The following is a 26,032-nucleotide window of genomic DNA, read 5'->3' on the forward strand; positions in this document are numbered from 1 at the left end:
GCATGGGCGCGAGACGAGCATTTCTGACAACGGTCATGGGTCTGGCTCTGGCCTCGGGGGGCACGACGGCGGGCGCCCAGGACAGCGTCCGGGTAGCGGCGGCGTCCAGCCTGCATTACGCCATGAAGGATCTCGTTGCCACCTTCGAGCGCAACAACGATGCCCGTGTGCGCGTGTCGTTCGGTGCCTCCGGGGCGCTGGCCAGGCAGATCCGCCGCGGCGCCCCTTACGCCGTATTCATGGCTGCGGATGAGCGCGCGATCGAGCGACTGGTCGACGAGGACGTGATCGATGACGAGGGGGAGCGCTACGCGACCGGCGGGCTGTCCCTGTTCGTGCGCCAGGGGGCGCCGCTGCGTGCGGCGAACGGGCTTGAGGGGCTGGCCGCTGCGCTGGATGGAAAGCGTCTGGGCCGTGTGGCGATTCCGGATCCCGGAGAAGCGCCTTACGGGCGTGCGGCACGGGATGTGCTGCGTGAGATCAATCTGTGGAGCGGCATGCAGGACCATGTGGCGGTTGCAGAGAATGCCGCCCGCGCCGCGCGGATGGCGGCAAACGGCCCGGCGCAGGCGGGGCTTGTGCCCACTGCACTGGCGGGACAGCGCGCCCTGCAGCAACGGGGCAATGCCGAGCCGGTGCCGCCCGAGTTGCACGACCCGATCAACCACCGCATGGTGCTGCTTGATGGCAACGGTGATGAGAATCCCGCAGACGCCTTCTACGCCTTCATTCTGAGTGATGAAGGGCAGGCGATCCTTCAGGACCACGGTTTCGAACCGCCCGCGGAGGAGTGACCGCGGTCACGGGTGCTGGTCCGGGGGCTGATACAGGTTGTCGAAGACGGGCCTGTGCCACAGCGCCGGTTCGTCGATGGGCGTCGCTTCCGGGAGCCCCGGATTGTCCAGTGCCAGCACGCGGGGCTGGTAGAGCGTGAGCAGGTCCAGGGCGTAGCGGGTGCTGGGGTGACTGCTCAGCAGCGCGCTGAAACTGCCGTCCGCCATGGCACGCCGTAGCCCCGTCTCGATGCGTTCGGCCAGCGCCTCGTTGTCCCGGCGGACGAAGAAGTAGTTCGGTGCGTAGTACGCGAGCACCACATCCCTGGACGGCCTGACATTGAATGATTCGTAGAGCCGCGCTTCGGCCTGCAGCTCGATGACGCCGCGCGGAAACAGGTCGAAGCGCCCGGCGTCCAGCATGCGGAAGAGGCTGTAGTAGGTCGATGATGTGGCGACCTGCAGCCCGTTGTGCCGGAGAATCGCCGTATCCGGCCAGTCGTGTCCCTGCCCCATGGAGAATGCAGCCAGGTCATCAATTGAGTCCACGGCGCCGAGGCGTGGCAGTGTCTCCTCGCGGGCGACCAGTGCGCGCACGCCCAGCAGCCCCTGCGCCATGGGAATGCGAACCGGCAGGAGTGCCTCCTCCCGGGACCGGCTGGTCATGCCCCAGAACACGTCCAGGTAGCGGCCGTCGCGCATTGCCCGGATCGCCCGGTCCTGGGACATATGCACGGCGATGGCGTGGAGGTTGGCGGGGCCGTGGTCGTGCTCGGTCCTGGCCATGGCGAGCTCCAGAAGACGGACTGCGTAGTCGTCGCGCTCATCCCCATCCACCGCATCCGGGGGCTGGTGGCGGATAAGCGTCGACTGGCTTGCGTCCGCGTTCGCGGCGGCCACTGCGAGGAGCAGGGCGGCCATGACTCTCCGGGGACACGGCCAGCGCAGCACGGCGGCGCTACGCATGGTCATGGCTATGGCCGAGGTGGGTCATCAGGTCGGACAGGGGTTGCGGGCGTCCCACCAGGAATCCCTGGGCCAGGTCACAGCCCAGCTCGCGCAGGAGCTGCAGCTGCTCGTCGGTCTCGACGCCCTCGGCCGTGACTTCAAGCCCGAGGCCGTCGGCCAGGGACGTGATGGCGCGTACGAGCTGCGCGTCCTGTGGATCTTCAAGCATGTCCCGGATGAACGCACGATCGATTTTCAGGCCGTTCACGGGCAGGCGCCTGAGCTGGTTCAGCGCGGAATAGCCGGTGCCGAAGTCATCAATGGTGATCTTGATACCCAGCGCCTCGATGCGCTGCAGCGCCTGCCGGGAGCGGGCGACATTGGTGAGAAAGGTGCGCTCGGTGATTTCCAGTTGCAGCGCGTCGCCCGGGAGCGCCTTTTCGGCGAGTGCGGTTTCCACCATGGCCGCGAATCCGCCGTTCACCAGCTGCGCAGGCGATACATTGACGGAAGTGCGCAGCGCACTGCGGCCCGGCAACGCGCGCAGGCGGCGAATGTCGGCCAGCGCCTGGCGCAGCACCCATTCCCCCAGGGGCACGATCAGCCCATTGTCTTCCGCCAGACCGATGAACGTATCGGGCGGGATGGTGCCCTGATCCGGATGCTCCCATCGGGCCAGCGCTTCCACGGCAACGACAGTGGCGGTGGCCGGGTCGACGATCGGCTGATAGAGCAGGTGGAACTCCCCGTTGGCCAGCGCGCGGTGCAGGTCTGCATCGAGCATGAGTTGGCGCCTGGTCTCCTGCTGGACCATCGGGTCATACACCGTAACGCTGCCGGCACCCTGCTGCTTTGCCGCCTGCAGTGCCGAGTCCACGGCGCGCAGCAGCTCCGGTGCCGTTCGACCCGCCTCGGGGCAGAGCGCGATTCCGGCCGTGGCTGACAGGGGCAGCGCCAGATGGCTCGCCTTGCCGTTGGCGCCGAGTGACTGCAACAGCTGTCCGGTCCGGGAGCGGAGATCGGCGGCGCGCCAGGCGCCGGGGATGACAATGACGAACTCGTCGTTGCCGAACCGGCCCACCTGCCAATCGGCGGGGGTCGATTCGCGCAGCAGGGTTGCGACGGTGCGCAGGACGTCGTCACCGGCCTCCGGCCCGATGCTTTCGTTGACGGCCTTGAACCGGTCCACATCCAGAAGCACCACGGCACAGGCCTGCTCGCCCGTGCTGCCGATTGTCGCGGTCAGCAGTTGCTGCATCAGGTGTCGGTTGGGCAGCCCCGTCAGCATGTCGAAGTGCGTGCGGTAGTCCAGCCGTTCCTCCGCGGCGCGCAGGTCCCTCATATCCTGGGCCATCCGGCTGACGGCATGGTTCATGGCGCTGGCCACGTCGTCCAGCTCGTCCGGGCGCATGAAGCCGTGCTCCGGGCGCGACAACAGGACGGGGTCGGCCGGTCGTTCCAGCCGGATGGCCCTGGCGTGGCCCGCCAGGGACTGCAGGTGGCGGATGACCAGGTAGTAGATGAGTGCGAGCAGGATCGTAGAAACCACGAACGTCTTGAATGCCTGGGAGGCGAGAATCACCGTGAGCCTGTCCCACAGGCGGCTGTGGATGGCGGCGAGGCTGGCGTCGATGCGCACTTCACCAAGTGGATGCCGCACGCCGTCCGCCGTCCTGTGCGACACCGGGAACGTCTTCTCGTGCCGGTGCGTGTAGCCGTCCGGTTCCCCGACGGAGAGAGCCATGTCGCCGGTGAGCTCGACGCGGTCGACGTGCGGCAACTGGTGCAGCCCGCGGAGCTGCAGGGTAAGCTGGCTTTCGTCCAGGGCCCAGAGGCTGGCGCCCAGAGACCGGGAGAAGCTGCTGCGGGCGTCGCTGAGCCCCTGCTCCAGGCCGTGGACGTCCCGGCGGTATTCGATCAGGACCTGGATGGACGTCACCACCAGGGTGACCATCGAGCTGAGCAGGACGATGGCGATCACGAGCTTGACGCTGAGGCGGCGATGCCTGACCCAGTCCGGGAACTGCATGCAGTCTGCCCCTTGCTGTAAGCGTTATCGCACCGGAGACGCGAACCGCCTGCCATTCGTGTCAAGCTATAGCATCCCGTAATAGTGGGGCCGAGGCAATCACCACAGGAGCAGAGGAATGGAGCAATTGCAGAACCGCGTGGCCGTCGTCACCGGAGGTGGCAGCGGGCTGGGTCGTGAACTGGCGCTGTGCTGTGCCCGCCGCGGCATGACGGTGGTGCTGGGTGACGTGGACGAGCCGGGGATGGAGGAGACCCGGCGGTTGATCGCCGCGGAGTCGCCGGATGTGGATTGCGCCGCGTATCCGCTGGACGTCTCCAGCCTTCAGGCGGTGACTGCGTTTGCCGAAGAGGTGTTTGCCCGGTTTGGCGCGGTGCATGTGCTCTTCAACAATGCGGGGGTCGCCGTCAACGGACCGCTCTGGGAGCATACGGAAGCGGACTGGCAGTGGGTGCTGGGCGTGAACCTGAACGGTGTTGCCTGGGGAATCAAGGCGTTCGTGCCGCGCATGCTGGCGCAGGGTGAAGGGCATGTGGTGAACACGGCGTCGGCCGCCGGCTGGGTGAACGCACCGGGGAGCGGCATCTATAACGCCAGCAAGTGCGCCGTTGTCGCCATGTCCGAGACGCTGGCCCTGGACCTGCGGGATGTGGACGCGTCGATCGGGGTGACCGTGGTGTCGCCCGCCTTCTTCCCGACGCCGATTGCAGACTCCGAACGCAATCGCCCCGCGGCACTCGCCGATACTGCGCCCATGAGCGAGGCGCGCCGCCGTCGCAGTGACGAGTTGCGCTATGCCGTGGAGCACGGCCGCATCCCGGCGGACACCATTGCCGAAATGACGCTGGCGGCAGTGGAAGCGGATCAGTTCTACGTCTTCCCTCATCGGGGCATCAAGGCGCTTGTGCGTGCGCGGGCGGACGCGGCACATCGCGAGACGGCCGTCTTCGACACTCTGGCCGGCAAGTAAGCGATCAGGTGCCGGCGGCGCCGGCGCTGGAGGCCGTGATCACGCGGTCGCGCCCGGCGCGCTTTGCCGCCAGCAGGGCCTGATCGGCCCGGTTGGCGAAGCGTGCCACGGTGTCGCCGGCCCGCAGGCTGGTGATACCGATACTCATGGTGAGCGGGCGGTGGCGGTCTCGCCGGCACTGGCTCACCAACCTCCGGATGCGTGCCGCGAGTTCGTCCGCTTGCGTGCCGTCATCATCCGGGACCAGGATGAGGAACTCCTCACCGCCCCAGCGGGCGACCAGTGCCCGGTCTGCCGCCGCCTGGCGAAGCGCCTCGCCGACTGCCTCCAGAACCCGGTCGCCCGTGTCGTGACCAAACACGTCGTTGATCTGCTTGAAATTGTCCACATCCCCCAGGAGCAGGGTGGCGGGGCCACGGCCCTCGACTACACGCTGGAGGTGGGCGTCCATGCTGCGCCGGTTCAGCAGCCCGGTCAGCGGGTCCGTGGCGGCGAGGCGCTTGAGCCGCTCCTGGGAGGAGCGCACCAGGTCGTCGGCGTTCTGAACTGCGACGGCATAGAAGAGAATGAACACACTCATGCCGATGCTCACGGACACGGCGTTGATGGCACTGAGCCAGGGCGCCACGGCGTCGGGCAACGGGACCAGTGGCCCGGCGGTGGTGTAGGCCAGTGCCATGGCGCTGTAGAGCGCGGTGGTCAGGAGGATCAGCAGGCACCGCTGTACGACCGTGAACCGCGTGAGGAACGCGATCAGCGGGATGAGGATGAGTGGGTAGAAATGAAAACCCGACACCCAGCCCACGTAATGGGTCGCCAGCCAGGCGTGGGCCAGGACCTCCACCATGGCTGTGAGAACCAGCCAGCGGGGATCCACGCGTGGGGCGAGATACGTGAGCAGCAGATACAGGAGAATGCTGGCGGTGTTGAAGGCCACCAGCACCGGCACGTCCAGCAGGGCGAACAGCAGCAGGAACAGGGCGTGCGCACTGGCGCCGAACAGGAGGATAGGCCGCAGGACGCGGGCATACCGCCAGCGTCCGGGATCGCCGGTAAGATCGCGCGGCCCCTCCATGGCCTGGTCAATGCGCTCTGACGTCATGGCCCCGCGTTCGCTTGTAATGCAAGATGTATGGAAAATGCACCAAAACCAGTCGACTTTCCATGAACGTTGCCGCATTTTGCGGCAACGCTGGTGCGTCTGCGGTGCCCATGCCCCTGCCGTGGCCGGCTTGAGGTTGCCCCCGGCCGGTGCAATGCTACGCGTTTTCTGCAGGGGGCCCGAATGGGGGAGGCGGTCACACACGGCACGGGGCGTCCACCGGCCTGGCTGATGGTCGGCACGGGGATGCTGGTGACCGTGGTCGTACTGGTGTTCGCGCGCCTGGCGTACGGGCTGATCGTGCCGCCCATGCGGGAATCGCTGGGGTTGTCATACCAGCAGGCGGGCATGCTGGGTACGGTTACAGCCCTGGGCTACCTCTGCCTGGTCATGGTGGCCGGCTTCGCGGCCGGGCGTTTCGGTGGTCGTAATACGGTCCTGATCGGCGTTGTGCTGGTGACCGTGGGGTTCGCGGGGCTGAGCGTTGCCTCGGACTACCGGGTACTGCTGCTGCTCATGGCGCTGCTGGGCTTCGGCACCGCCTTCGGTTACACACCGCTGGTCTCGTTGCTGTCCACCTGGTTTCCGGAGCAGCGCGGCGCCGTGATCGGCATGCTGAACGGCGGCGTGGGTGCCGGCATGCTGGTGGCCGGGATGCTCGTGCCCCTGGCGCCCGCTGTTTTCGGCGAGGCGGGCTGGCGTGTCACCTGGGCGGCGTTCGCCGTTGGCGGCGCGCTGGTGCTGATGGCGGTGATGCTGTTCCTGCGTGATCCGCCGGTTGCCACGTCCGGCGCAGCGAAGGCGGCGCCCGTCGATCGCGCCGCCGTGTTCCGCAACCGGCACGTGATCATCATCGGTCTCATCTACGGCGTGCTGGGGACCACCTACATCGTGCAGGTGGTCTTCATGTACAGCTATGCGCTGGAGTCGGGTGTCGCCAGCGTGGTGGCCGGGCGGCTGGCGGCGCTCATGGGGGCGATCGGCATTTTCTCCGGCCTGCTGTGGGGCTGGATATCGGATCGCATCGGTCGTGGCACGGCGTTGCTGCTCTCCAAGGCACTTTACCTGGTGGGGATGCTGATCCCGGTGCTGTCGCCGACCCTGGCGGGGTTTGCCGCCCATTACGTGATTCTCGGGATCGCCGTCACTGGCGTGTTCACCTCCGTTCTGGCGGCGTCCACGGAGCATGTGGGTGCCCGGGAGGCACCCCTGGCGGTCAGCTTCGTCACGGTGTTCATGGCGGCGGGGCAGCTGGCGGGGCCGGTGGGCGCCGGCGTGGTGATCGACTGGACCGGTGACTTCCGGCTCACGTTCGCCCTGTGTGCGGTACTGATTGCCGTGGGGGTCGCGTTGAGCTGGCGGGTTCGCTCCTATACGCCCGAGCCGGTGACGTCGTCCCCGAAGTGCTAACCTCTGCACCCCTGATACCACGACTGCAGCGACGGAGGACCGAAACCCCATGCGATTTCTGGCCCGGCGCAAGCCGCCCTTTGCCGACCAGGTGGCGTCCCGGTTTGCGTACTGGATCATCAACCGGCAGCCCCCGCCCGGCAAGGAGGGCATTGCGGGGTTGCAGCGCGAGCGCCGGCGCCATCTCCAGGCGCTTGCGGCGCAGGCCGGTGTCTACCTGTCGTTCGGCGGCCTGCTCGCGATGCTGGCGCCGCAGATGGCGCTGATCGCCGTTCTGGCTGTGCTGTTGCTTGCCGCGCCCACGCTCTGGCATCTGGGCCGGGACTGGATCGCGCTGCCACGGCTGTTCGACCCCGCCGACGTGGTCACGGGGTTGCTGGACCAGGTCGAGCAGGCGTGTGAACGGGACAGCGACGTTGCCGCCTACCGCAAGCGCCTGCGGCGAATGGACCGCCCCATCCTGCGGATCGAGGCGGTTGCCATGGTCACGGTTCCCGATCTGGACGCCGAACAGTGGCGTGACGCCGCGCCGGACGAGTGACGCTACGCGCCCGCGGGCTCCAGGAATGCACGGATGTGGCCGGCGACGGCGTCCGGTGCTTCCTCCTGGAGAAAGTGCCCGGCAGCCACCGACTCGATGCGCAGGTCCCGGAAACAGGATTCCGCATGGTTGAGGAACGCCGCGATGACCACGGGATCCCGGTTGCCGTGGACATACAGCGACGGCATCGGGTAGACGTGGTCTGACAGCGTCTCCCAGCGTTTCTGGTCAATGCCCATGGCACGGTAGTAATTGGCGCCGGCGCGCGGCGTCTCCGGCAGGCTGTAGTAGCGCACGTATTCATTGAGCGCATCGGCAGGGAAGGGGGAGCCGTCCGAGCACTGCAGAAACGTGCTCAGCCAGACCCGTTCGTTCCCGGGAATCATCGCCTCCGCCAGCCCCGGCTGTTGCTGGAAGTGCTGGTACCACTGGTGGCGGGCGCCTTTCTGGCGGATGGCTGCAATGGCCTCGGCATTGCCGCGGGCGTTGTTGATCAGGGTGATGTTCATGATCACCAGGCGCCGGACCCGCTCGGGGATGGCAATTGCAACTTCCTGCGCCACAACGCCGCCCCAGTCGTGGCCGATCAACTGAAATTCGTTGACGCCCAGCACATCGAGCAGGTCGATCACGTCCATGGCGAGGGCTTGTTTGGCGTAGGCATCCGGTTCGCCGCTGCGGGTGCTGTCGCCGAGCCCGCGCAGGTCCGGTGCAATGACGCGGAAGCCTTCGGGCAGCCGCGAGACCAGGGGCTCCCAGCAGTAGGAACTCTCGGGCCAGCCGTGCAGCATGACCACCGGTGCGCCGTCAGGGTCTCCGGCCACCCGGTAAGCGAAACGACCTCGGTTGGTGTCGATGAATCTGGGTTCGGACAAATGCACGCCACTCTCCTTTTGCGACAAGTCGATGCCTCCGGAAGCCTATCGGAACAGACCCGCTTTTGTCGCGCCACCGACGGGGAAACTGAGTGCATTCGCGCGGTCAAGTGAGTGGCCCGATCCCGTGACGCGTCGCAGCAAGACAAAGGGTGGTTGACGCTGCGATACTTCGCGCAAGGGCCCGCCCTGAAAACGACAACAAGCCCGAAGCTGGATTAGGAGACGGGAATGAGTGCCATCATTGTCTTGCTGTCAGGTCTCGCAGCAATGGCGTGTGGTTATATCTTTTACTCACGCTTCATTGCTCAATACATCTTCAAACTCGACCCGGATTTCAAGACCCCGGCCCATACTCAGGAGGACGGGGTCGACTTCGTCCCGACCAACCGGTTCATCCTCTGGGGGCACCACTTTACCTCGGTTGCGGGTGCCGCCCCGATCGTCGGGCCCGCCGTGGCCGTGATCTGGGGCTGGGGGCCCGCGTTCGCGTGGGTGGTCTTTGGCACCATCTTCTTTGCGGGTGTCCATGATGCCGGCGCCATCTGGGCCAGTGTGCGCAACAAGGGCCGTTCCATCGGTGCGGTCACCGGTGATGTGATCGGCGAACGGGCGCGCAACCTGTTCATGGTCATCATCTTCCTGGTGTTGCTGATGGTGAACGCCGTGTTCGCGGTGGTGATTTCCAACCTGCTGGTGGCCAATCCGTCCGCGGTGGTGCCGGTGTGGGGGGCCATCATCGTGGCGCTGATCATTGGTCAGCTGATCTACCGCCGCAAGATTAACCTGCTCGCGGTGTCCATCATCGGCGTGGTCGCGCTGTATGCGCTGATCGGCATCGGGCCGAACGTGCCCGTGGAGCTGCCGGAAACGGTGGCGGGCCTGCCGCAGAACAGCCAGTGGATCGTGCTGCTGTTCCTGTATGCGGCCATTGCATCGCTGCTGCCGGTCTGGGTGCTGCTGCAGCCACGCGATTACATCAACGGGCTGCAGCTGTTCATCGGCCTCGGTCTGGTGTATGCGGCCATCCTGATCTCGAACCCGACCATCGTCGCGCCGGCGTTCAACACCGCCGTGCCGGAAGGGACGCCATCGCTGTTGCCGTTGTTGTTCGTCACCATCGCCTGCGGTGCCATCTCCGGCTTCCACGGGCTGGTGTCGTCCGGGACAACCTCCAAACAGATCAATAAGGAGACGGACGTCCGGTTCGTTGGCTACTTCGGCGCGATCGGTGAGGGCTCCCTGGCACTGGCGGCCATCCTTGCGACCACGGCCGGCTTCGCAACTCTGGGCGAGTGGCGGGAGTTGTACTCCGAATTCGGTGAGGGCGGCGTGGACGCGTTCGTGGAGGGCGGTGCGGCAATCGTTGCGACGGGCACCGGGCTGTCGGAGGCCATTGCAGTGACGCTGCTCACCGTCATGGCGGTGCTGTTTGCAGGTACCACCATGGATACGGGGATCCGTCTGCAGCGTTACATCATGCAGGAATGGGGCACCATCTATAACATTCCGGCCCTGAAGAGCGTTCCCGTGGCGACCGTGGTTGCCGTGGGTGCCTGCCTGGCGCTGGCGTTCGGCGCCGGCGGGGCGGACGGGACCGGTGGCATGCTGATCTGGCCGCTGTTCGGTACCACGAACCAGCTGCTGGCAGGCCTCACGCTGCTGGTGGTCACGGTCATCGTGGTGCGTCTGGCACGCCCCATGTGGTATACGCTGTTGCCGTTGTCGTTCCTGCTGGTCATGACGCTGTTCGCGCTCCTGGTCCAGCTGGTCGACTTCTACCAGCAGGGCAACTGGTTCCTGCTGTTCCTGGATATCGTCATCCTGGTGGCGGCGGTCATGGTGCTGCTCGAGTGCGTCAGTGCGCTGCGGAAGCATTTCCGTGAGAGAGCCGCCACGTGATGTGGAGATGGACTCATCATGACTGATGAGGAGCAGACCCCGCCCCGCGGCCAACGGCCGCGGGGCGGATCCGGACACAAGAGCCTTCGCGATTGGCTGCGTACGGCCACCTATTATGCGGAGGAGTACTACTCGGCCCGGTACCGGGCCACCATCGCCCGGGCGCGACGGGATGAGGACGATCTCTTCATGCTGCTCGTCTTCTCGGAGATGATGGGCGTGCCGAATCCGGCCAGTTACTACACCATGGAGCTTCAACCCCTGCTGCTTGAACGGTTTCATGACTGGCACAAGCGGATGGGGATGGAGCGCTCCCCCCTCGATCATTTCCGGTGCTGCTGATGGGTGCGCTGGCGTCATTGCGGGAGAGCCGTGTCGTCTTTGTCGGGGGCAAGGGGGGCGTCGGCAAGACCAGCACCGCGGGAGCCCTTGGCGTGCTCGCGGCCAATCGCGGCAAACGGTGTCTGGTGGTCTCCACGGACCCCGCCCACTCCCTGGGCGATCTGTTCGATCGTGAAATCGGCGACCGGATCACGGGGCTGACCGCCGGCCTCTGGGGGCTGGAGATCGACCCCGATGCACAGGCACGTCGTCATGTGGATGCGGTGACCGAGCACATGAAGCAGCTGGCCGCACCCGAGATGCACAAGGAGCTCGAACGGCAGATGCACATGGCGCGTCACTCTCCCGGTGCGGCCGAGGCGGCGCTGCTGGAGCGCATCGCCAGTATCATCCTCAGTGCCGAGGACGAGTACGACCTGCTGATCTTCGACACGGCGCCCACCGGGCACACCCTGCGCCTGCTGAGCCTGCCCGAGGCCATGGCGGCGTGGACCGACGGGCTGCTGGCGCACAACAAGCGCTCCGAGGAACTGGGCAAGGTGCTCAAGCACCTCACACCGGGGCAGGGGCGGGCTGATGTCCCCACTCCTTTCGACGACCCGCAGGAAGATCCTTTCGAAGGCATGGACCGGCGCACCCGGCGGATCGCGGAGACACTGCTGGAGCGCCGGCGGCTGTTCCACCGTGCGCGCCGCGTCATTACCGACGCCGCCACCACTTCGTTCGTGTTCGTGCTGACGCCGGAGCGGTTGCCCATTCTCGAGACCGCACGGGCGGTGCAGGCGCTCCGGGAGTTCAGCATCCCCGTGCGCGGAGCCATCGTGAACCGTGTCATTCCCGCCGATGCCGATGGCAGTTTTCTGGCCAGGCGGCGGGAGCGCGAAGAGCGCTACCTCCAGGAGATCGATTCCACGCTGACCGGGCTCGATACGGTCCGGGTACCGATGTTTGCCGAGGACATCCAGGGGTTGCCCAGCCTGGACGCGCTCGCTGCCCTGCTGGAGGAGCAGGGCCTTTAGGGAATTGCGCCGTGTTTCCTTGGGGCGTTGCTTCCTTAACGGCAGACATACACGACTGTATGCTGGTGGTTTGGGCGTGGAATGACGGGCAGCTATGCGACAACGGATTCTGATCACCGGGGCGAGTTCCGGGCTGGGCTGGGGAATGGCCCGGGAGTTTGCAGCGCGGGGGCACGACCTCGCGCTCTGTGCGCGGCGGAGCGATCGCCTGGACGCGCTGCGCCAGGAGCTCGAGGTGGAGAACCCCGCCGTGCGGGTGGCCATCCATCCCCTGGACGTGTGTGACCACGATGCCGTCTTCGCCGTGTTCCGGACCTTCCGTGAGCAGCTGGGAGGCATCGACCGGGTGATCGTCAATGCGGGCATGGGCAAGGGACAACCCCTGGGCACGGGGTATTTCCATGCCAACCGCCAGACCGCCGAGACCAACTTCGTCGCAGCCCTGGCCCAGTTCGAAGCGGCCCTGGAAATCTTCCGGGAGCAGAATCACGGGCACCTGGTTGCGGTATCCTCCATCAGCGCCATGCGGGGCATGCCCCGTAACCTCACCACCTATGCCGCGACCAAGGCCGGCCTCGCTGCGCTGGCCGAGGGTGTGCGCGTGGAGCTGCGGAACACGCCCATCCGCGTGACGACCGTGTTCCCGGGGTTCATCCGCTCGGAGATCAACGAAAAGGCGGAGAAGACGCCCTTCATGATCGATGCGGAGACGGGCTGCCGCCTGTTGGTGCGCGCCATCGACCGGGAAAAAGAGACCGCCAGCGTGCCTGCATGGCCCTGGGCGCCGATCGGCTGGTTATTGCGGAACCTGCCGTTGCCGCTCGCGGCGCGCTTGATGTGACCCGGAGACGCGGCCAATGACAGACCACGAACCGCGCGACCGCCACACCATGCCTGAAGGGCTTCGCGTGCCCGTGTACGGGCTGTTCGTGCTGGGCGTGCTGTACACCATGTATCTTGCCCACCAGGTCTTCCTGCCCATTACGCTCGCGGTGCTGGCCAGTCTTCTGCTGGCCCCCCCGGTTGCGGCACTGGCGCGGCGGGGGGTGCCGAAAGTGGTCGGCGCAATGGTCATGCTGATTCTGCTGGTGACCGTGGTCGGCGGTGTCGGTGCCTACGTGTCTGGCCCCATCATGGACTGGATGGAAGAGGCGCCGGAGGGGGTCGGGAATCTGCTGTTCTCCGACCACGGCCTGCACGATGCCTACCAGCGCATGACCGACTCCGCGAGGCAGGTGGAAGAGGCGGTCGAGGAGTTTGCCGACGAGGAAGGCGTGGAGCGGACCACGGTCGTGCTGGAATCGGAGTCCTGGCGCGGGCAGTTGATGATTGGTGCCAGGAACAACGCTGTCGCCATCGCGCTGGCGCTGACGCTGAGTTACTTTCTCCTGGTCAGTGGCGAGTCGCTGGTCCGGAACCTTGTTTCCCAGCTTGCAACCCGGGAGCGGCGGCGCACGGTACTGCGCGTCATCCGTGACTCCCAGCGGGAGATTGCCCGCTATCTGGCGGTGATCACCGTGAGCAACAGCGCCGTGGGGGTCTTGACTGCGCTGATGCTCTGGGCGCTGGGGCTGCCATCACCGGTGGTCTGGGGCGTCATCGCGACGCTGCTGCGATTCGTGCCCTATCTCGGTGTGCTGGTAACCACCGTGGCGCTCGCGATCATCTCCGCGATCAGCATGGACGACCCGCTGATGATGATGGCGGCACCTGTCGGTTACCTGTTGCTGAGCAGCCTGGTTGGGTTCGTGCTGGAGCCTTACGTTCATGGCTATCGCATGGATATCAACCCGATCATCATCTTCCTCGGCATCTTCTTCTGGGGCTGGCTGTGGGGGGCCATCGGCGTGCTGCTCGCGGTGCCGCTGATGACGGTCATCATGGTGCTGCTGCGCCAGATTGATGGCCTCAGACCACTCTACCGGATCATTGCCCGATGACCGGGCATGGTCCGATTTCTTCCGTTTCCGATAGTACGCAAGAACAGAGGAACTGATTCATGCTCAAGCTTTACGGGTTTTCCGTCAGCAATTATTACAATGTGGCGAAGGCGGCGCTGCTGGAAAAGGGGCTCGCGTTCGAGGAGGTCGCCGCATGGACTCCGCTGAACGATGACTTCCTCAGGAAGAGCCCCATGGGCAAGGTGCCGTTCCTGGAGACGGATCAGGGGGTGTTCACCGAGGCCCAGGTGATTCTCGACTACCTGGAGGAGGTGCAGCCGGAACCCCCGCTCCTGCCGGCGGACCCGTTTCAGCGCGCCAAAGTGCGGGAGATCAGTCGGGTGATCGAGCTCTACATGGAGTTGCCGGCGCGGCGGGTCTACCCGGCGGCTTTCTTCGGTGGGCAGGTCAGCAACGAGACGTGCGACGAGGCGCGTGCCACCCTGCGCAAGGGCGCCGCGGCCCTGGCTGCGCTGACCGGGTTTGATGGCTACCTCAGCGGCGACCGGTTCGGCCAGGCGGATGCCACCGCCGTCATGCATCTGCCCTTGCTGCGGGATGCCGGCCGGAAGCTTCTGGATGTCGACGTCTACGAGACGCTGCCCGGCGTCAAGGACTACCTTGCAAGAATGCGCGAGCGTGATTCGGTGAAAGCCGTTCTGGCGGACCAGAAGGCCGGCATGGAGGCCTTCATTAAACGCAAGCAGGGCTGACCCACCGGGTCAGTCGACGTCGGGCTGGTCGGCGATGGCTGGCCAGCCCAGCTGCGTGAAGATCCGGGTAAAGGCCGTCGGCAGGGGGGCTTCGATGTGGATGTCTTCTCCCGTGACCGGGTGCGGCAACCGGATGGAGCGCGCCATGAGCATCAGCCGATGCTCGTCGAACCGCGCGCGGAAGGCCTTGTTCTGTTTGCCGTCCCCATGGGTCGTGTCACCGATGATGGGGTGGCGCAGATGCGCGAAATGACGGCGGATCTGATGCAGCCGTCCGGTCAGGGGCTCGGCCCTGACCAGCGAGTACCGGGCCGTGGCGTAGCGGCCGGCCGGGAACGGCGCTTCGGCCGTCCGCAGACGCTGGTAGCGGGTCCGGGCCGGCCGTTCGGGCTTGTGCGGTGCCTGGCGCAGCGGTCGATCGATTTCGCCACTGGCCTCGGTGTACCCCCGGACAAGCGCCAGATACGCCTTCTCCACGCTGCCGCTGTCGAAGGTCTCTTGCAGTGCCCGGGTCATCTCTCCCGTGAACGCGAACAGCAGTACGCCGGATGTGGGGCGATCCAGTCGGTGGACGGGATTGATCCGTTGGCCGATCTGATCCCGTAGCTGCTGTAGCGCGGCATGGGAGGCGTCCGACAAGCGGGTCCGGTGCACCAGGGTGCCGGCAGGCTTGTCGATGGCAATGAAATGGTCATCCCGGTAGAGCACAGTCAACGGGCGTGGAGCGGTTTCACACATCCGCCCAGTGTACCGCAACGTGGCAAGGGACCCCTGACGATACGTTGCGACGGACCACACGGTTTACCGGGGTGGGTCTGGTTAAGCTGGATGGCCGGTCGTTTTGTGCGCGACTGACCAAAGAACGAAAAATGAAGGATGAGACCGTCGGCGGGTGTCCGCACGGCGGAAGGGGAAACTGATGGCTCCGGATGGATCAGCGGGCAAGCACAGCAGTGAGCCCGAAGCGAAGCGCTTGCAGGAAGTGCTCTCGCTGGAGCTCCTCGACACGCAACCGGAAGAGCGGTTCGATCAGTACACCAGGCTCATCGCCGATGTGCTGAACATGCCCATTGCACTGATCGCGTTGATGGACGAGCAGCGGCAATGGTTCAAGTCCCGGCATGGCCTGGCCATGGAGCAGACGCCGCGGTCGATTTCGTTCTGCCGTTACGCAATGACAGAAGAGTATCTGGAGGTCAGGGACGCGGCGGAGGACGAGCGATTTCGCGACACGCCCCTGGTGACGGATGAGCCTCATGTACGGTTCTACGCCGGTGCGGTTCTGCACGGCCCGACCGGCGAGCCGGTGGGCACGGTGTGTGTGCTGGATCGCAAACCCAGGAAGCTGGGGCCTACCGGGAGACGCCGCCTGCAGGCGTTCGCACTGCTGGTCGAGCAGGAGCTGGCATTCAATGCCCGGCTGTCCGAAGCCCGCGAGGAGATCGAGCAGCGTGCGCTGCGGGATCCGGTAACGGGGCTCCCCAGGCGCTCCATCATGATGGAGCTCCTGGGGCGTGCGCTGGCCCATGCGGATGGCGGAATCGTGGCGGTGGCGCATATCTACTTTCCCCGGTTCGAGGAAGTACTGAGCGTCTACGGCCGGGAACGGCTCGATTACACGGCGCAGCTCCTCACCGAACGTGTGCGCACCCGGCTGCATCATCGTGACTACATCGGCCGCGTGGATGACGGCACGTTAATGGTGGTGCTCACCGGGCTGGAGAGTCAGCAGGTGGCGGTGGACCGCGTCACCGCCATCTGCGAAGGGCTCCGCACCCCTTATTACATTGGTGGGGGGCAGCGGGAGGTGGTTGTGGCCTTCGGGGTCAGCCTTTCGCCCGACGATGGCACGGATGCGGAGACACTCGCCGACAAGGCGCGCCTGGCAGGGCGACAGGCGGAGAAAAGCGGGCACCAATGGCCCGTCTTCTACAGTGGTGGCATGAACGACCAGGTCTCCCGGCGGGACCGTATCGCAAGGCGGCTGGCGCGTGCACTCGAACAGCAGGAGCTGGAACTCTACTATCAGCCCGTCCTGTGCCTGGATACGGGCAAGGTTGCCGGCTGCGAGGCACTGGCGCGGTGGTACTGCCCGCAGTTGGGCTGGGTCAGTCCGGGGGAGTTTATCCCGATCGTGGAACAGGACCCGGCGCTCTCCCGCGAACTCACGGCCTGGGTGCTCGAGACGGCCTGCCGCCAGGCCAGTGAGTGGCGGCAGCGGCTGGCCGTTCCGTTCTGGATCAGCGTCAATGTCTCGGGTAACGAACTCCACCGGCCCGAGTTTCCCGACCTGGTCGAGGGGCTGTTGCACAAGTATGCCCTCACGCCGGGAGCCCTGGTGATCGAGCTCACTGAGCAGAGCATGATCCAGGACGTGGCCGCGGCTGTTGAGGCCATGAATCGCCTTGGGGCCATGGGGATTCAGTTCGCCGTGGACGACTTCGGCAGTGGTTACTCCTCCCTCAACTACCTGCGTGAGCTCCCCCTTGGCAAGCTCAAGATCGACCGGGCCTTCATGCAGGACCTCGGTGGTGCCGGGGTGGGGCGGGAGGTGGTCCGCGCCATCATCAACGTGGGGCAGGCGCTCGGCATGACCGTGGTTGCCGAAGGCGTGGAAACGCCGGAGCAGGCGCAGGTCCTGTGTGATCTGGGTTGCAACGAGGTGCAGGGCTTTCTCATGCGGCCGCCGGTCCCGGCCGGCGTGCTGGAGGCCATGGTAGCGGAGGGCGCGGCCATTCCCTGGGTGTGGGAGGAGAAGAGCGCGAGCTGACCGCATGGGCTGTTATCCTGACCGGATCGGTCACCGGGAAACGGGAGTCTACAGGGCGGCATGGTGAGTGCAGCGGGACAGGAACAATCGCCCTGGTCGGAGACCGCCGTGAGGCGGGCCCGGCTGTGGTTTACCGTCTGGATGCTGTTCTGGGTGCCTGTCATCCTCTGGAGCTACGGGCCCGGCAACTTCTTCTGGACCTGCAACGTCGCGCAGTTTCTCATCCTGCTGGCGCTGTGGTCGCGCAACCGGTTGCTCCTGTCGAGCCAGGTCGGCACGGTGCTGCTCGTGGGGGTGTTCTGGGCGCCGGATTTCCTCCTGGGGCTGTTCTCCGGCGGTGCGCTCGCAAATTTCACGGAGTACATGTTCAACCCCGAGCTGCCGTTGCTGGCGCGGGTGACGTCGCTGTTCCATATCGGTGTCCCGGTGCTGGCAGTGTGGCTCGTGTACCGTGTGGGCTATGACGGCCGTGGCCCCTGGCTGCAGTCGGCGCTCACCGTCGCCGTTCTGCCGGCGACCTGGTTGCTGACGGATCCCGAACGCAACGTGAACTGGCTGCAGGAGCCGCTCGGGCTCGAACAGGTGTGGCTCCCCGAGCCGGCCTTTGTGGTTGCGATGATGATTCTCTATCCTGTGCTGCTGTTCTGGCCCGGTCACCTTCTGACCCGGTTCGTGCTGCGGTGCGCCGGGCCGGGCCGTCGTCGCGTCACGTCCTGACGCACCCGCAACGGGAAACAGCACACGCATGCGCTCCTCACGGACTACCGAAGCCGATGCTGGCCGGCGCCCGAACTGGCGCATCATCCGCAGCCTTCTGCCGTATCTGTTCGAGTTTCGCGGCCGGGTCATCATTGCCGTGGTGTGCCTGGTGCTGGCCAAAGTGGCCAACGTGCTCGTGCCCGTGGCGCTGAAGTACCTGGTGGACACCCTGGAGGAGGGCGGCCAGGACATGCTGCTGGTGGTACCGCTGGCCCTTGTGGTGGGGTACGGTCTGCTGCGGTTCTGCGCCACGTTCTTCGGTGAGTTGCGTGATGCCGTCTTCGCCCGCGTCGCGGAGCGGGCCATGCGGCGGGCGTCTCTCGAGGTGTTCCGCCACCTGCACAACCTCCAGCTCTCCTTCCACCTGTCGCGCCAGACCGGCGCCCTGGCGCGGGATATCGAACGCGGCACCAACGGCATGAGCTTTCTGCTGCGGTTCATGCTGTTCAACATCGTGCCGACGCTGCTGGAGATCGCCATGGTGGCGGTGATCCTGTTCATCGCCTTCAGCCCCGGCTTCGTGGTGACGGTGGTCGCCGCCGTGGTGATCTATATCGCGTTCTCCGTGGTGGTCACCGAGTGGCGGACGCGCTTCGTGCGTGAGGCCAACACCATGGACAACCGCTCCAACACCCGGGCCGTCGACAGCCTGCTCAACTACGAGACGGTCAAGTACTTCAACAACGAGGGGTACGAAGCCGAGCGCTACGATCGTGACCTGGCCGCCTGGGAGTCGGCGCGCATGAAGAACCGGCTCTCCCTGGCCGCGCTCAATTCGGGGCAGGCGCTGATCATCGCCGCAGCGATTACCGTGATGATGGCCATGGCGGCCTACCAGGTGACCACCGATGCCATGAGCATGGGCGACCTGGTGATGGTCAACGCCTACATGATCCAGCTGTTCATGCCCCTGAACGTGCTCGGGTTCGTCTACCGGGAGATCCGTCAGGCGCTGGTGGACATCGAGCGCATGTTCGGGCTGCTGGGTGAAGAGGCAGGGGTCCGGGACCGCCCGGGGGCGGCGGAGCTGGAGCCCGATGGCGGCGCGGTTGCCTTCAACGATGTGGGCTTCGCCTACCACCCGGAGCGACGGATTCTGGAAGGGGTGAGCTTCACCATTCCGGCCGGCGCCAAGGTGGCCCTGGTGGGCCCGAGTGGTGCCGGCAAGTCCACGGTCGCCCGTTTGCTGTTCCGTTTCTACGATGTGACCAGTGGCGCCATCACCGTGAACGGCCAGGATATCCGCGACGTCTCCCAGAGCAGCCTGCGTGCGGCCATTGGTGTCGTGCCCCAGGACACGGTGCTGTTCAACGACACCATCTACTACAACGTGGCCTACGGCCGCCCGGATGCCACCGAAGCGGAGGTGCGCCGCGCCATCCATCTTGCCGATCTGGACGACTTCGTCGCACGGCTGCCCGACGGGCTCGATACCGTGGTCGGCGAGCGGGGCCTGAAGGTGTCGGGTGGCGAGAAGCAGCGCATCGCCATCGCCCGGGTCCTGCTGAAGGATCCGCCCATTCTGGTGCTGGACGAAGCCACGTCGTCGCTTGATTCCGCTTCGGAGCAGGCCATTCTCGGTGCCCTCAACACCGTGGCCCGCCAACGGTCCACGCTTGCCATCGCGCACCGGCTGTCCACCATCATGGATGCGGACCGTATCGTTGTCCTGGACCAGGGCCGCGTGGTCGAGCAGGGTGACCACCAGGAGTTGCTGGCGGCGAACGGCGTCTATGCGGCGCTGTGGCATCAGCAGCAGAGTCTCGCCGCCGTGGACGACGAGACCCTCCCATGAAACCCTGGGATGTGGTCATCATCGGTGGCGGGGCCGCCGGCCTCTTCTGCGCGGCCCTGGCGGGGCAGCGCGGGCGGCGGGTGCTGGTGATCGAGCATACCAGCAAGGTGGGCCGCAAGATTCTCATGTCCGGTGGCGGGCGATGCAACTTCACCAACATGTATTCGGAGCCCGAGAACTTTCTCTCGGCCAACCCGCACTTCGCCAAATCCGCACTGAGCCGTTACACCCCCTGGGATTTCATCGCCCTGGTCGAATCCCACGGCATTCCCTGGCACGAGAAGAAGCTCGGCCAGCTGTTCTGCGACAACAAGGCGCGGGACATCGTCGACATGCTGCTGCGGGAATGCCAGCGGGGAGACGTGCAGATCCTGACCCGCACCAGCGTGGAGTCCGTCACCGGCGACGGTCCGTTCCACCTGGCCACCAGCGCGGGCGCTTTCTCCGCCGAGTCCCTGGTCATTGCCACGGGAGGGCTGTCCATTCCGCGCATGGGCGCGACCGATTTCGGCCAGCAGCTGGCGCGCGATCGGGGGCTGAACATCGTGCCCATGCGCGCGGGCCTGGTTCCGTTCCTGTTCGGGCCCCGGCAACAGCGGCGCTACGGGGATCTTGCCGGTGTCTCCCTGGATGCAGTGGCGGAAACGGGCTCCGTGGCGTTCCGTGAGAACATCCTGTTCACCCACAAGGGCCTGAGTGGCCCGGCGACGCTGCAGGTCTCGTCCTACTGGCGGGAAGGCCAGGCGGTCTCCATTGACCTGGACCCGGACGGCCAACTGGAAGCGGCGCTGCAGACTGCGCGGCATGAGCGCCCCAAAGTACGCGTGCGCACGCTGCTCGCCCATTATCTCACCCGTCGCGTTGCGGCGCGGTGGTGTGAGCAGGGGCTGCCGGACGGGCCCATGGGCACACTTTCCGACCACGATGTGGACCGCGTGATCGCAGCCTGCCGGGCGTGGCGCGTCCATCCCGAAGGGACGGAGGGTTATGCGACGGCCGAGGTAACCCTCGGCGGCGTCGATACCCGCGAGCTGTCGTCGAAGACCATGGCGAGCAGGGCGGTGCCGGATCTCTATTTCATCGGCGAGGTGGTCGACGTCACCGGCCACCTGGGCGGGCACAACTTCCAGTGGGCGTGGGCGTCGGCCCATGCCGCCGCTCAAAGCGTTTAACGGCAATCAATCAATCAAGGGATGACCATGACATTCTCTCAGACCCTCGCGGACTTACGAGCATCGGGTAACGATACGGTAACTGTTTCCGCAGACTGGGCTCAGGGCCGGGCCCTGTTCGGCGGTCTGGCGGGAGCCCTGGCGCTCGATCCAATGGTCCGCAGCGTGGCGCCGGATCGCGTGCTGCGGTCGGTCAGCATTTCGTTCGTTGGTCCGATTGCACCGGGAGGCGTGAGCGTAGAGAGCCGTCTGCTGCGAGAGGGGGGCAGCGTGAGTCAGTGCCAGTCCGAGGTCGTGCAGGAGGGCGCGGTGCGTACCGCCGCCATGGCCAGCTTCGGGGTGCCCCGGTCATCGAGCGTGAACATGCCGGCCGTGGCAGCACCGGATGTGGAGGCGCCGGAGTCGCTGGACGTCATGCCGTTCCAAGAGGGCGTCTCACCGGCGTTCACGCGGCACTTCGAGTACTGCTACGGGATCGGCAGCCTGCCGTTCTCCGGCGCGAACACCCGGCGTATGGGCGGATGGGTGCGCTTTCGTGACGAACAGGATCCCATCACCCCGATGCATCTGCTTGGACTGATCGATGCCTGGCCGCCGGCCACGCTGCCCCTGCTCGAAGAGCGGGCGCCGTCGAGCTCGCTGACTTGGTACGCCGAAATCATCCACCCCGTGCCCGGGATCAGGTCGGGCGACTGGGTCCTGTACGAAGCGGAACTGGACTACGCCCGGGATGGGTACGGTCAGACCCATGCCCGGCTGTGGAATCGCCAGGGGGATCTGATCGCCATCAGCCGTCAGACTGTCACCGTGTTTGCCTGATCCGGGGTCTTGGGAGCGTCTGCGCGTCAGTGATTCCCGTCGGGGCGGCAAACGATCTCGGCGATCTCCGGCTCGCCGCCGCGCGACCCGTGCTCATCGAGAAACGTGCGGGTGACGGCGTCGCTGGCGGCGTCACCGTCGGGCGCATTGAGTTCGCGCACGAAATGGTGCATGGCGCCGGATTCGGGATCCCGGTATTCCACGGTGCAGACGAAGTGCGTCATGGTATCGACCTCCGGTTACGGGCCGGATACCGGCCCCTGCCACTTAGCGTAGCAGGGGCAAAGCGCTATCGCCCTGCTGGCTCGGCCTGGTCGTTGGCCGTGCACAGGCTGTGGCTCAGCCAGTGCTCCAGGCGGTCGAGGGCCTGGTGGAGCTCCCGGGAGGCCGTTTCGAGCTCCTGCAAAAGCTGGTGGCTGCGTCCCTGATCGCGATCCGGCTTGGTCATGATCCCGCTCCCTCTTGCTGTCCATGGTCGCCGCGGATGGGGTCGTTATCCTGTGCTGCCACCGGCGTGAATGCAACCGGCGGCCTCCTGCTCGCATTCGATGGCCGCCGCGTCCATGAGTTCCAGTAACACGCGGCGGCTGACCCGGTTGATCCGGGGCGAGCATCGCTGATCCTGTGGGATGTCCAGATGGGTTTCAAGTGCCGTCATCAGGCGACCCATCCGGCGCAGGGGCTGCAACAGCAACCGGAACAGCGCCTGGCTGATGCCATCCATAGAGAAACCGTTCTTGACCGCCCAGGAGGCCGCGGCACGGGCGTGCCATTCGCTGGAGCGCAGCAGGCTCTGGATGCGCTTCATGTTGGCCCGCAGCGCGGAGCGCGACGCCTGGTTGCCCCCGGGCTCGCCAAGCGCATCCACCAGGCTCTCCACGGCGCGGGCAAGTTCCCGCTGGTTTTCCACCAGACAGCGCATGCTGTGGCCGGTGCGCTCCCGGCGGCGGTCGCGGAACGCCCGCTCGATGGATGGCTGAAACAGCGCCCCCTGGGCAATCACTGTCGGAACGCGGCGTCCCTGGGACGCGCCACGGTCATACCAGACCAGGGCATCCACGGCCGTGCGCGGGTGGCAGGCGTCGGGGGGCAGGGCGGTGAGTGCTTCCAGAACGGCTTCGGTGGCCAAGGGCGCGTCCTCGGCGTGGAGGGCATCCAGGCTGCGGCCGAGGGCGAAATTCAGAACGATGGCGAGTTCGTCCGCCTCCAGGTACCCGGGGCGCAGTCGAAAGACGCGCGAGATCCGCTCGCCATGGTCCGCGGCAATCGTGCGCAGGCGCTCCCAGTAAAGTGCTTCCCGACGGTTCTCGTCCACGCGCCCTCCAGAGTGCGCCGCACCCGGCGTCTCCTATATGAGACACTGTAGCCGAAAGCAGGGGGCGCGCCTACCAGAGAACCGCCGCTGCCGCGTACCCGGGAGTGACGGCCGTCACATACTGGAAACGCAGCGGGGTGTTGCCGACCGTGACGGCGGCATCACCCCGGTGGTGCATTGCCTGACTGAACGTGGTGGGCTGTGTCCAGAGCTGGATGCCGGAGACCAGCATACCGAGTGCGGCGTTGCGCACCCCGTCGGCCGGGCGGTCGTCGGCAAAGGCGATGACGGATCCCGCCGTGACGTTGACCAGCGCGGGGCCGGCGAGGGCGCCGGGACGCCGGCGGTGCCGTTCCTCCATGGCGCTGATCTGCAGGGTGTAGCGGGCCTGCAACAGTGCGTCCGGCTCGCTGTCCCGGCGGGCTGCAAGATCCGCAATCCGTTCGCGGGCGGCACCGTGGGGTGGCGGCTCCAGCGCCAGGGTGCCCAGGGCCAGCACCGATTTCACGCTGTTGATGCGCGCGTCGAAGCGTGTATCCGCGGAGCCGCTTTCACTGGCCGTGTACAGGCTGTAGCCCAGATTCGCTGCATGGAAGGCGCTCCAGCCCGCCGTCCAGTACCCGGCGTGACGGGCACCCGCGTCAGCTGTCTCCTCCAGCTCGTGCCAGGCCATCGGGTCCGCCGAGACCACCACGCCCGGAGTGGCCAGGGCCAGCAGCAGCGTGACCAGAAGCGTCATCGGGCCTGCGGGACGGGGCGTCATCACACGGGCGTCTCCCTGCCGTAGTGAGTGTGGCCGCTGAGTGAGCGCGGCAAATTCAGGAAAGCCGTGTTAGCGTACTGGAACGGTTACCGCCTGCGCCAGCGGGCGAGGGGTCTTGAAAAAGGGGGGGATGGTGACTCGAGTAACACGCGTTTATTCCCGTGCGGAGCAGTGGATGGATCGTGTCGTGCACTGGTTCGGGCTGACCGGTGCCGTGATCGGCATCGTCGCGATGATGATTATCGCGGGCGTCTTTGCCCATGGCGATGCGCTGCTCTGGGCCAGTCTGGTGGTCTACAGCGTCGGGCTGGTGGGCATGCTCGGGTGTTCGGCGCTGTGCAATCACGACCTCACCGACAGTTCCCGCTGGGCAGGCCTCTTCCGGCGCCTTGATCACGCCGGCATCCTGCTCATGATCGCGGCAACCTATACGCCGCTGACGCTGCACGTGATGGGCGGCACCACGGGCTGGGTTCTGTTTGCGTTTGTCTGGCTGATCGCGTTGACGGGTATGGCCCTGCGCCTGTTCCGCCGGGAGCCGCTCAAACCGCGCAGCTCGCTGGCCCTGTACCTTGTTCTGGGCTGGAGCGTGGTGTTCGCGCTGCAGCCCCTGATCTCCTCGGCATCCCTTGCGGTGCTCGTGCTGATCCTGGCGGGCGGTGGGCTCTACAGCCTGGGTGTGCCGTTCTACCTCTGGAAGCGGTTGCCGTTCCATAACGCCATCTGGCATGCCTTCGTGGTTGCAGCCGCGGCCTGCCATTATGCGGCGGTGCTGCTGGGGGTCGCCCTGACCGGGGGGGCGGCAAGCAGCAGCTGAGCACAGCGGCTCCGAACAGAGGAAAGACCATGTTTGACCGTTTCCCGGACGGCTTCCAGGCGCTGATCCAGGGTGCCAGCCGTGGCATCGGCCTGGAGTGCGTGCGACAGCTGCTCGCCGAGCCGCGGGTCGGGCGTGTGTACGCCACGGCCCGCCGCCCCGAGCGGGCCGAGCGCTTGCAGGCGCTGGCGGATGAACACCCCGAACGGCTGGTTGTATTGCGGCTGGATGTTGCCGACGAGGCCAGTATCGATGATGCGGCCGCCACGGTGGCGGCCCGCAGCCCGCGCCTGCACCTGCTCTTCAATGTCGCCGGTCTTCTCCACGATGAGCACGGAATGGCGCCGGAGAAGCGACTCCATGACGTGCGCCTGGAGAATCTCGAGAAGAGCTTTCGGGTGAACGCGTTCGGGCCGCTACTGGTTGCCCGCGCGTTTGCGCAGCTGCTGTGTCACCGCGAGCACGCGGTGCTGGCGAACATGTCCGCCCGTGTGGGCAGCATCGGCGACAACGGGTTGGGCGGCTGGTATGCCTATCGCGGTGCCAAGGCGGCGCAGAACATGTTCACCCGCGGCATCGCCGTGGAACTGGGGCGGCGCTCCCGCACGCTGATCTGCGTGGCACTGCATCCGGGGACCACCGATACGGCCCTGTCGGAGCCGTTTCAGGCGCGCGTGCCCGAGGGCAAGCTGTTCACCCGGGAATACACCGTGTCGCGGCTGTTCACGGTTATTGACGGGCTGAGCCCGGAGGCATCCGGCAGTTTTCTGGCCTGGGACGGTCAGGCGATTCCCTGGTAGCTCATGTGCCCTGAAGCGTGACCGTCAGCTCCCGCCGGTGCGGACCGTGACGGTGCTCCCAGAGGTAGACGCCCTGCCATGTCCCGAGGTGGAGCCGCCCGTCGTCCAGAGGGATGGTGAGGTCCGACTGCGTCAGTGCGCTGCGCACGTGCGCCGGCATGTCATCCGGCCCCTCCATGTCATGTTCGAAAATCGGGTCGCCGTCGGGGACGAGCCGCGCGAACAGGCGCTCAAGATCACGTTGCACCGACGGGTCCGCGTTCTCCTGGATCAGCAGTGACGCGCTGGTGTGGCGAATGAACACGTGGCAAAGCCCGATGCGGTAGCCACTGTGGGTGACCAGACGCGTGAGCTCGCTGGTGAGGTCGGTGAGGCCACGGCCCGGCGTGTGAATCACGATGGCGTGCTGCTGCATGTGCATCGCTGCCTTTGTGTTTGCGGGGCAGGGATCTTACCAT

Annotated in this window: 27 protein-coding genes; 17 read left to right on the plus strand and 10 right to left on the minus strand. The window is 66.1% G+C overall.

Annotation, left to right across the window (positions count from 1 at the left end; all coding sequences use genetic code 11):
• Positions 1-2: 2 nt before the first annotated feature.
• Positions 3-794 (plus strand): molybdate ABC transporter substrate-binding protein, encoded by a 792-nt coding sequence (modA, locus tag BMZ02_RS01675; RefSeq protein WP_091639377.1) that lies wholly within the window; start codon positions 3-5, stop codon positions 792-794.
• 6 nt (positions 795-800) lie between these two features.
• Here modA and BMZ02_RS01680 read toward each other — a convergent pair whose 3' ends face one another.
• Positions 801-1,694, minus strand: a complete 894-nt coding sequence (locus BMZ02_RS01680) for a substrate-binding periplasmic protein (protein WP_091639378.1) — start codon at positions 1,692-1,694, stop codon at positions 801-803.
• 37 nt (positions 1,695-1,731) lie between these two features.
• Positions 1,732-3,750 (minus strand): putative bifunctional diguanylate cyclase/phosphodiesterase, encoded by a 2,019-nt coding sequence (locus BMZ02_RS01685; protein WP_091639380.1) that lies wholly within the window; start codon positions 3,748-3,750, stop codon positions 1,732-1,734.
• 118 nt (positions 3,751-3,868) lie between these two features.
• Between BMZ02_RS01685 and BMZ02_RS01690 the strand changes: the two genes are divergently transcribed.
• On the plus strand, positions 3,869-4,720 hold the full coding sequence (locus BMZ02_RS01690; protein ID WP_091639382.1) for an SDR family NAD(P)-dependent oxidoreductase: 852 nt from the start codon (positions 3,869-3,871) through the stop codon (positions 4,718-4,720).
• Between the two features lie 4 nt (positions 4,721-4,724).
• On the opposite strand, the gene BMZ02_RS01695 is transcribed toward BMZ02_RS01690, so the two are convergent.
• Positions 4,725-5,822: a GGDEF domain-containing protein gene (locus tag BMZ02_RS01695; RefSeq protein ID WP_171909763.1), complete on the minus strand. Its 1,098-nt coding sequence runs from the start codon at positions 5,820-5,822 to the stop codon at positions 4,725-4,727.
• 183 nt (positions 5,823-6,005) lie between these two features.
• Between BMZ02_RS01695 and BMZ02_RS01700 the strand changes: the two genes are divergently transcribed.
• Both BMZ02_RS01700 and BMZ02_RS01705 read left to right on the plus strand, forming a co-directional pair.
• A complete protein-coding gene (locus BMZ02_RS01700) occupies positions 6,006-7,232 on the plus strand; it encodes an MFS transporter (protein ID WP_091639386.1) in 1,227 nt (408 codons plus the stop codon).
• Between the two features lie 49 nt (positions 7,233-7,281).
• Positions 7,282-7,773 carry a hypothetical protein gene (locus BMZ02_RS01705; RefSeq protein ID WP_091639388.1) on the plus strand — a complete coding sequence of 164 codons (492 nt, stop codon included), beginning with the start codon at positions 7,282-7,284 and terminating at the stop codon, positions 7,771-7,773.
• Positions 7,774-7,775: 2 nt separating this feature from the next.
• On the opposite strand, the gene BMZ02_RS01710 is transcribed toward BMZ02_RS01705, so the two are convergent.
• Positions 7,776-8,648 carry an alpha/beta fold hydrolase gene (locus tag BMZ02_RS01710; RefSeq protein WP_216110657.1) on the minus strand — a complete coding sequence of 291 codons (873 nt, stop codon included), beginning with the start codon at positions 8,646-8,648 and terminating at the stop codon, positions 7,776-7,778.
• 231 nt (positions 8,649-8,879) lie between these two features.
• Between BMZ02_RS01710 and BMZ02_RS01715 the strand changes: the two genes are divergently transcribed.
• From BMZ02_RS01715 to BMZ02_RS01740, 6 genes are all read left to right on the plus strand, one after another.
• Positions 8,880-10,550 carry a carbon starvation CstA family protein gene (locus tag BMZ02_RS01715; RefSeq protein ID WP_091639391.1) on the plus strand — a complete coding sequence of 557 codons (1,671 nt, stop codon included), beginning with the start codon at positions 8,880-8,882 and terminating at the stop codon, positions 10,548-10,550.
• An 18-nt stretch (positions 10,551-10,568) separates the two neighbouring features.
• Positions 10,569-10,892 (plus strand): cory-CC-star protein, encoded by a 324-nt coding sequence (locus tag BMZ02_RS01720; protein WP_245753909.1) that lies wholly within the window; start codon positions 10,569-10,571, stop codon positions 10,890-10,892.
• Positions 10,892-11,911, plus strand: a complete 1,020-nt coding sequence (locus BMZ02_RS01725; protein WP_091640359.1) for an ArsA family ATPase — start codon at positions 10,892-10,894, stop codon at positions 11,909-11,911. Before BMZ02_RS01720 ends, BMZ02_RS01725 begins: the two co-directional genes overlap by 1 nt.
• 94 nt (positions 11,912-12,005) lie before the next feature.
• Positions 12,006-12,752 (plus strand): SDR family oxidoreductase, encoded by a 747-nt coding sequence (locus tag BMZ02_RS01730; RefSeq protein ID WP_091639394.1) that lies wholly within the window; start codon positions 12,006-12,008, stop codon positions 12,750-12,752.
• Positions 12,753-12,768: 16 nt separating this feature from the next.
• Positions 12,769-13,851 (plus strand): AI-2E family transporter, encoded by a 1,083-nt coding sequence (locus BMZ02_RS01735; protein WP_091639396.1) that lies wholly within the window; start codon positions 12,769-12,771, stop codon positions 13,849-13,851.
• Between the two features lie 59 nt (positions 13,852-13,910).
• Positions 13,911-14,564, plus strand: coding sequence for a glutathione S-transferase family protein (locus tag BMZ02_RS01740; protein ID WP_091639398.1), 654 nt, complete (start codon positions 13,911-13,913; stop codon positions 14,562-14,564).
• Positions 14,565-14,573: 9 nt separating this feature from the next.
• Here the strand turns inward: BMZ02_RS01740 and BMZ02_RS01745 are convergent, their stop codons facing one another.
• On the minus strand, positions 14,574-15,302 hold the full coding sequence (locus BMZ02_RS01745; protein ID WP_091639399.1) for a pseudouridine synthase: 729 nt from the start codon (positions 15,300-15,302) through the stop codon (positions 14,574-14,576).
• 181 nt (positions 15,303-15,483) lie between these two features.
• Between BMZ02_RS01745 and BMZ02_RS01750 the strand changes: the two genes are divergently transcribed.
• The 5 genes from BMZ02_RS01750 (at position 15,484) to BMZ02_RS01770 (ending at position 21,879) form a co-directional block, all read left to right on the plus strand.
• Positions 15,484-17,334 (plus strand): putative bifunctional diguanylate cyclase/phosphodiesterase, encoded by a 1,851-nt coding sequence (locus BMZ02_RS01750; protein ID WP_091639401.1) that lies wholly within the window; start codon positions 15,484-15,486, stop codon positions 17,332-17,334.
• Between the two features lie 108 nt (positions 17,335-17,442).
• On the plus strand, positions 17,443-18,051 hold the full coding sequence (locus tag BMZ02_RS01755) for a hypothetical protein (protein WP_139209113.1): 609 nt from the start codon (positions 17,443-17,445) through the stop codon (positions 18,049-18,051).
• Positions 18,052-18,079: 28 nt separating this feature from the next.
• Positions 18,080-19,888 carry an ABCB family ABC transporter ATP-binding protein/permease gene (locus BMZ02_RS01760; protein WP_091639405.1) on the plus strand — a complete coding sequence of 603 codons (1,809 nt, stop codon included), beginning with the start codon at positions 18,080-18,082 and terminating at the stop codon, positions 19,886-19,888.
• Complete coding sequence (locus tag BMZ02_RS01765) at positions 19,885-21,060, plus strand: BaiN/RdsA family NAD(P)/FAD-dependent oxidoreductase (RefSeq protein ID WP_091639407.1); 1,176 nt, start codon at positions 19,885-19,887, stop codon at positions 21,058-21,060. Before BMZ02_RS01760 ends, BMZ02_RS01765 begins: the two co-directional genes overlap by 4 nt.
• 27 nt (positions 21,061-21,087) lie before the next feature.
• Positions 21,088-21,879: an acyl-CoA thioesterase gene (locus BMZ02_RS01770; protein WP_091639409.1), complete on the plus strand. Its 792-nt coding sequence runs from the start codon at positions 21,088-21,090 to the stop codon at positions 21,877-21,879.
• Positions 21,880-21,905: 26 nt separating this feature from the next.
• Here the strand turns inward: BMZ02_RS01770 and BMZ02_RS01775 are convergent, their stop codons facing one another.
• From BMZ02_RS01775 to BMZ02_RS01785, 4 genes are all read right to left on the minus strand, one after another.
• A complete protein-coding gene (locus BMZ02_RS01775) occupies positions 21,906-22,103 on the minus strand; it encodes a hypothetical protein (RefSeq protein WP_091639410.1) in 198 nt (65 codons plus the stop codon).
• Between the two features lie 65 nt (positions 22,104-22,168).
• Positions 22,169-22,327, minus strand: coding sequence for a hypothetical protein (locus BMZ02_RS18935; RefSeq protein WP_171909764.1), 159 nt, complete (start codon positions 22,325-22,327; stop codon positions 22,169-22,171).
• A 45-nt stretch (positions 22,328-22,372) separates the two neighbouring features.
• Entirely contained in the window at positions 22,373-23,194 is an 822-nt protein-coding gene (locus BMZ02_RS01780; protein ID WP_091639412.1) for a hypothetical protein, read from the minus strand.
• A gap of 70 nt (positions 23,195-23,264) precedes the next feature.
• Positions 23,265-23,957, minus strand: coding sequence for a hypothetical protein (locus BMZ02_RS01785; protein WP_091639413.1), 693 nt, complete (start codon positions 23,955-23,957; stop codon positions 23,265-23,267).
• Between the two features lie 175 nt (positions 23,958-24,132).
• Between BMZ02_RS01785 and trhA the strand changes: the two genes are divergently transcribed.
• Both trhA and BMZ02_RS01795 read left to right on the plus strand, forming a co-directional pair.
• Positions 24,133-24,774: a PAQR family membrane homeostasis protein TrhA gene (gene trhA / locus BMZ02_RS01790; RefSeq protein ID WP_171909765.1), complete on the plus strand. Its 642-nt coding sequence runs from the start codon at positions 24,133-24,135 to the stop codon at positions 24,772-24,774.
• A 29-nt stretch (positions 24,775-24,803) separates the two neighbouring features.
• Positions 24,804-25,574 carry an SDR family oxidoreductase gene (locus BMZ02_RS01795; RefSeq protein ID WP_091639416.1) on the plus strand — a complete coding sequence of 257 codons (771 nt, stop codon included), beginning with the start codon at positions 24,804-24,806 and terminating at the stop codon, positions 25,572-25,574.
• A gap of 1 nt (position 25,575) precedes the next feature.
• Here BMZ02_RS01795 and BMZ02_RS01800 read toward each other — a convergent pair whose 3' ends face one another.
• Entirely contained in the window at positions 25,576-25,995 is a 420-nt protein-coding gene (locus BMZ02_RS01800; protein ID WP_216110659.1) for a secondary thiamine-phosphate synthase enzyme YjbQ, read from the minus strand.
• Positions 25,996-26,032 lie beyond the last annotated feature (37 nt).

Source organism: Aquisalimonas asiatica, from assembly GCF_900110585.1.
Lineage (GTDB): Bacteria > Pseudomonadota > Gammaproteobacteria > Nitrococcales > Aquisalimonadaceae > Aquisalimonas > Aquisalimonas asiatica.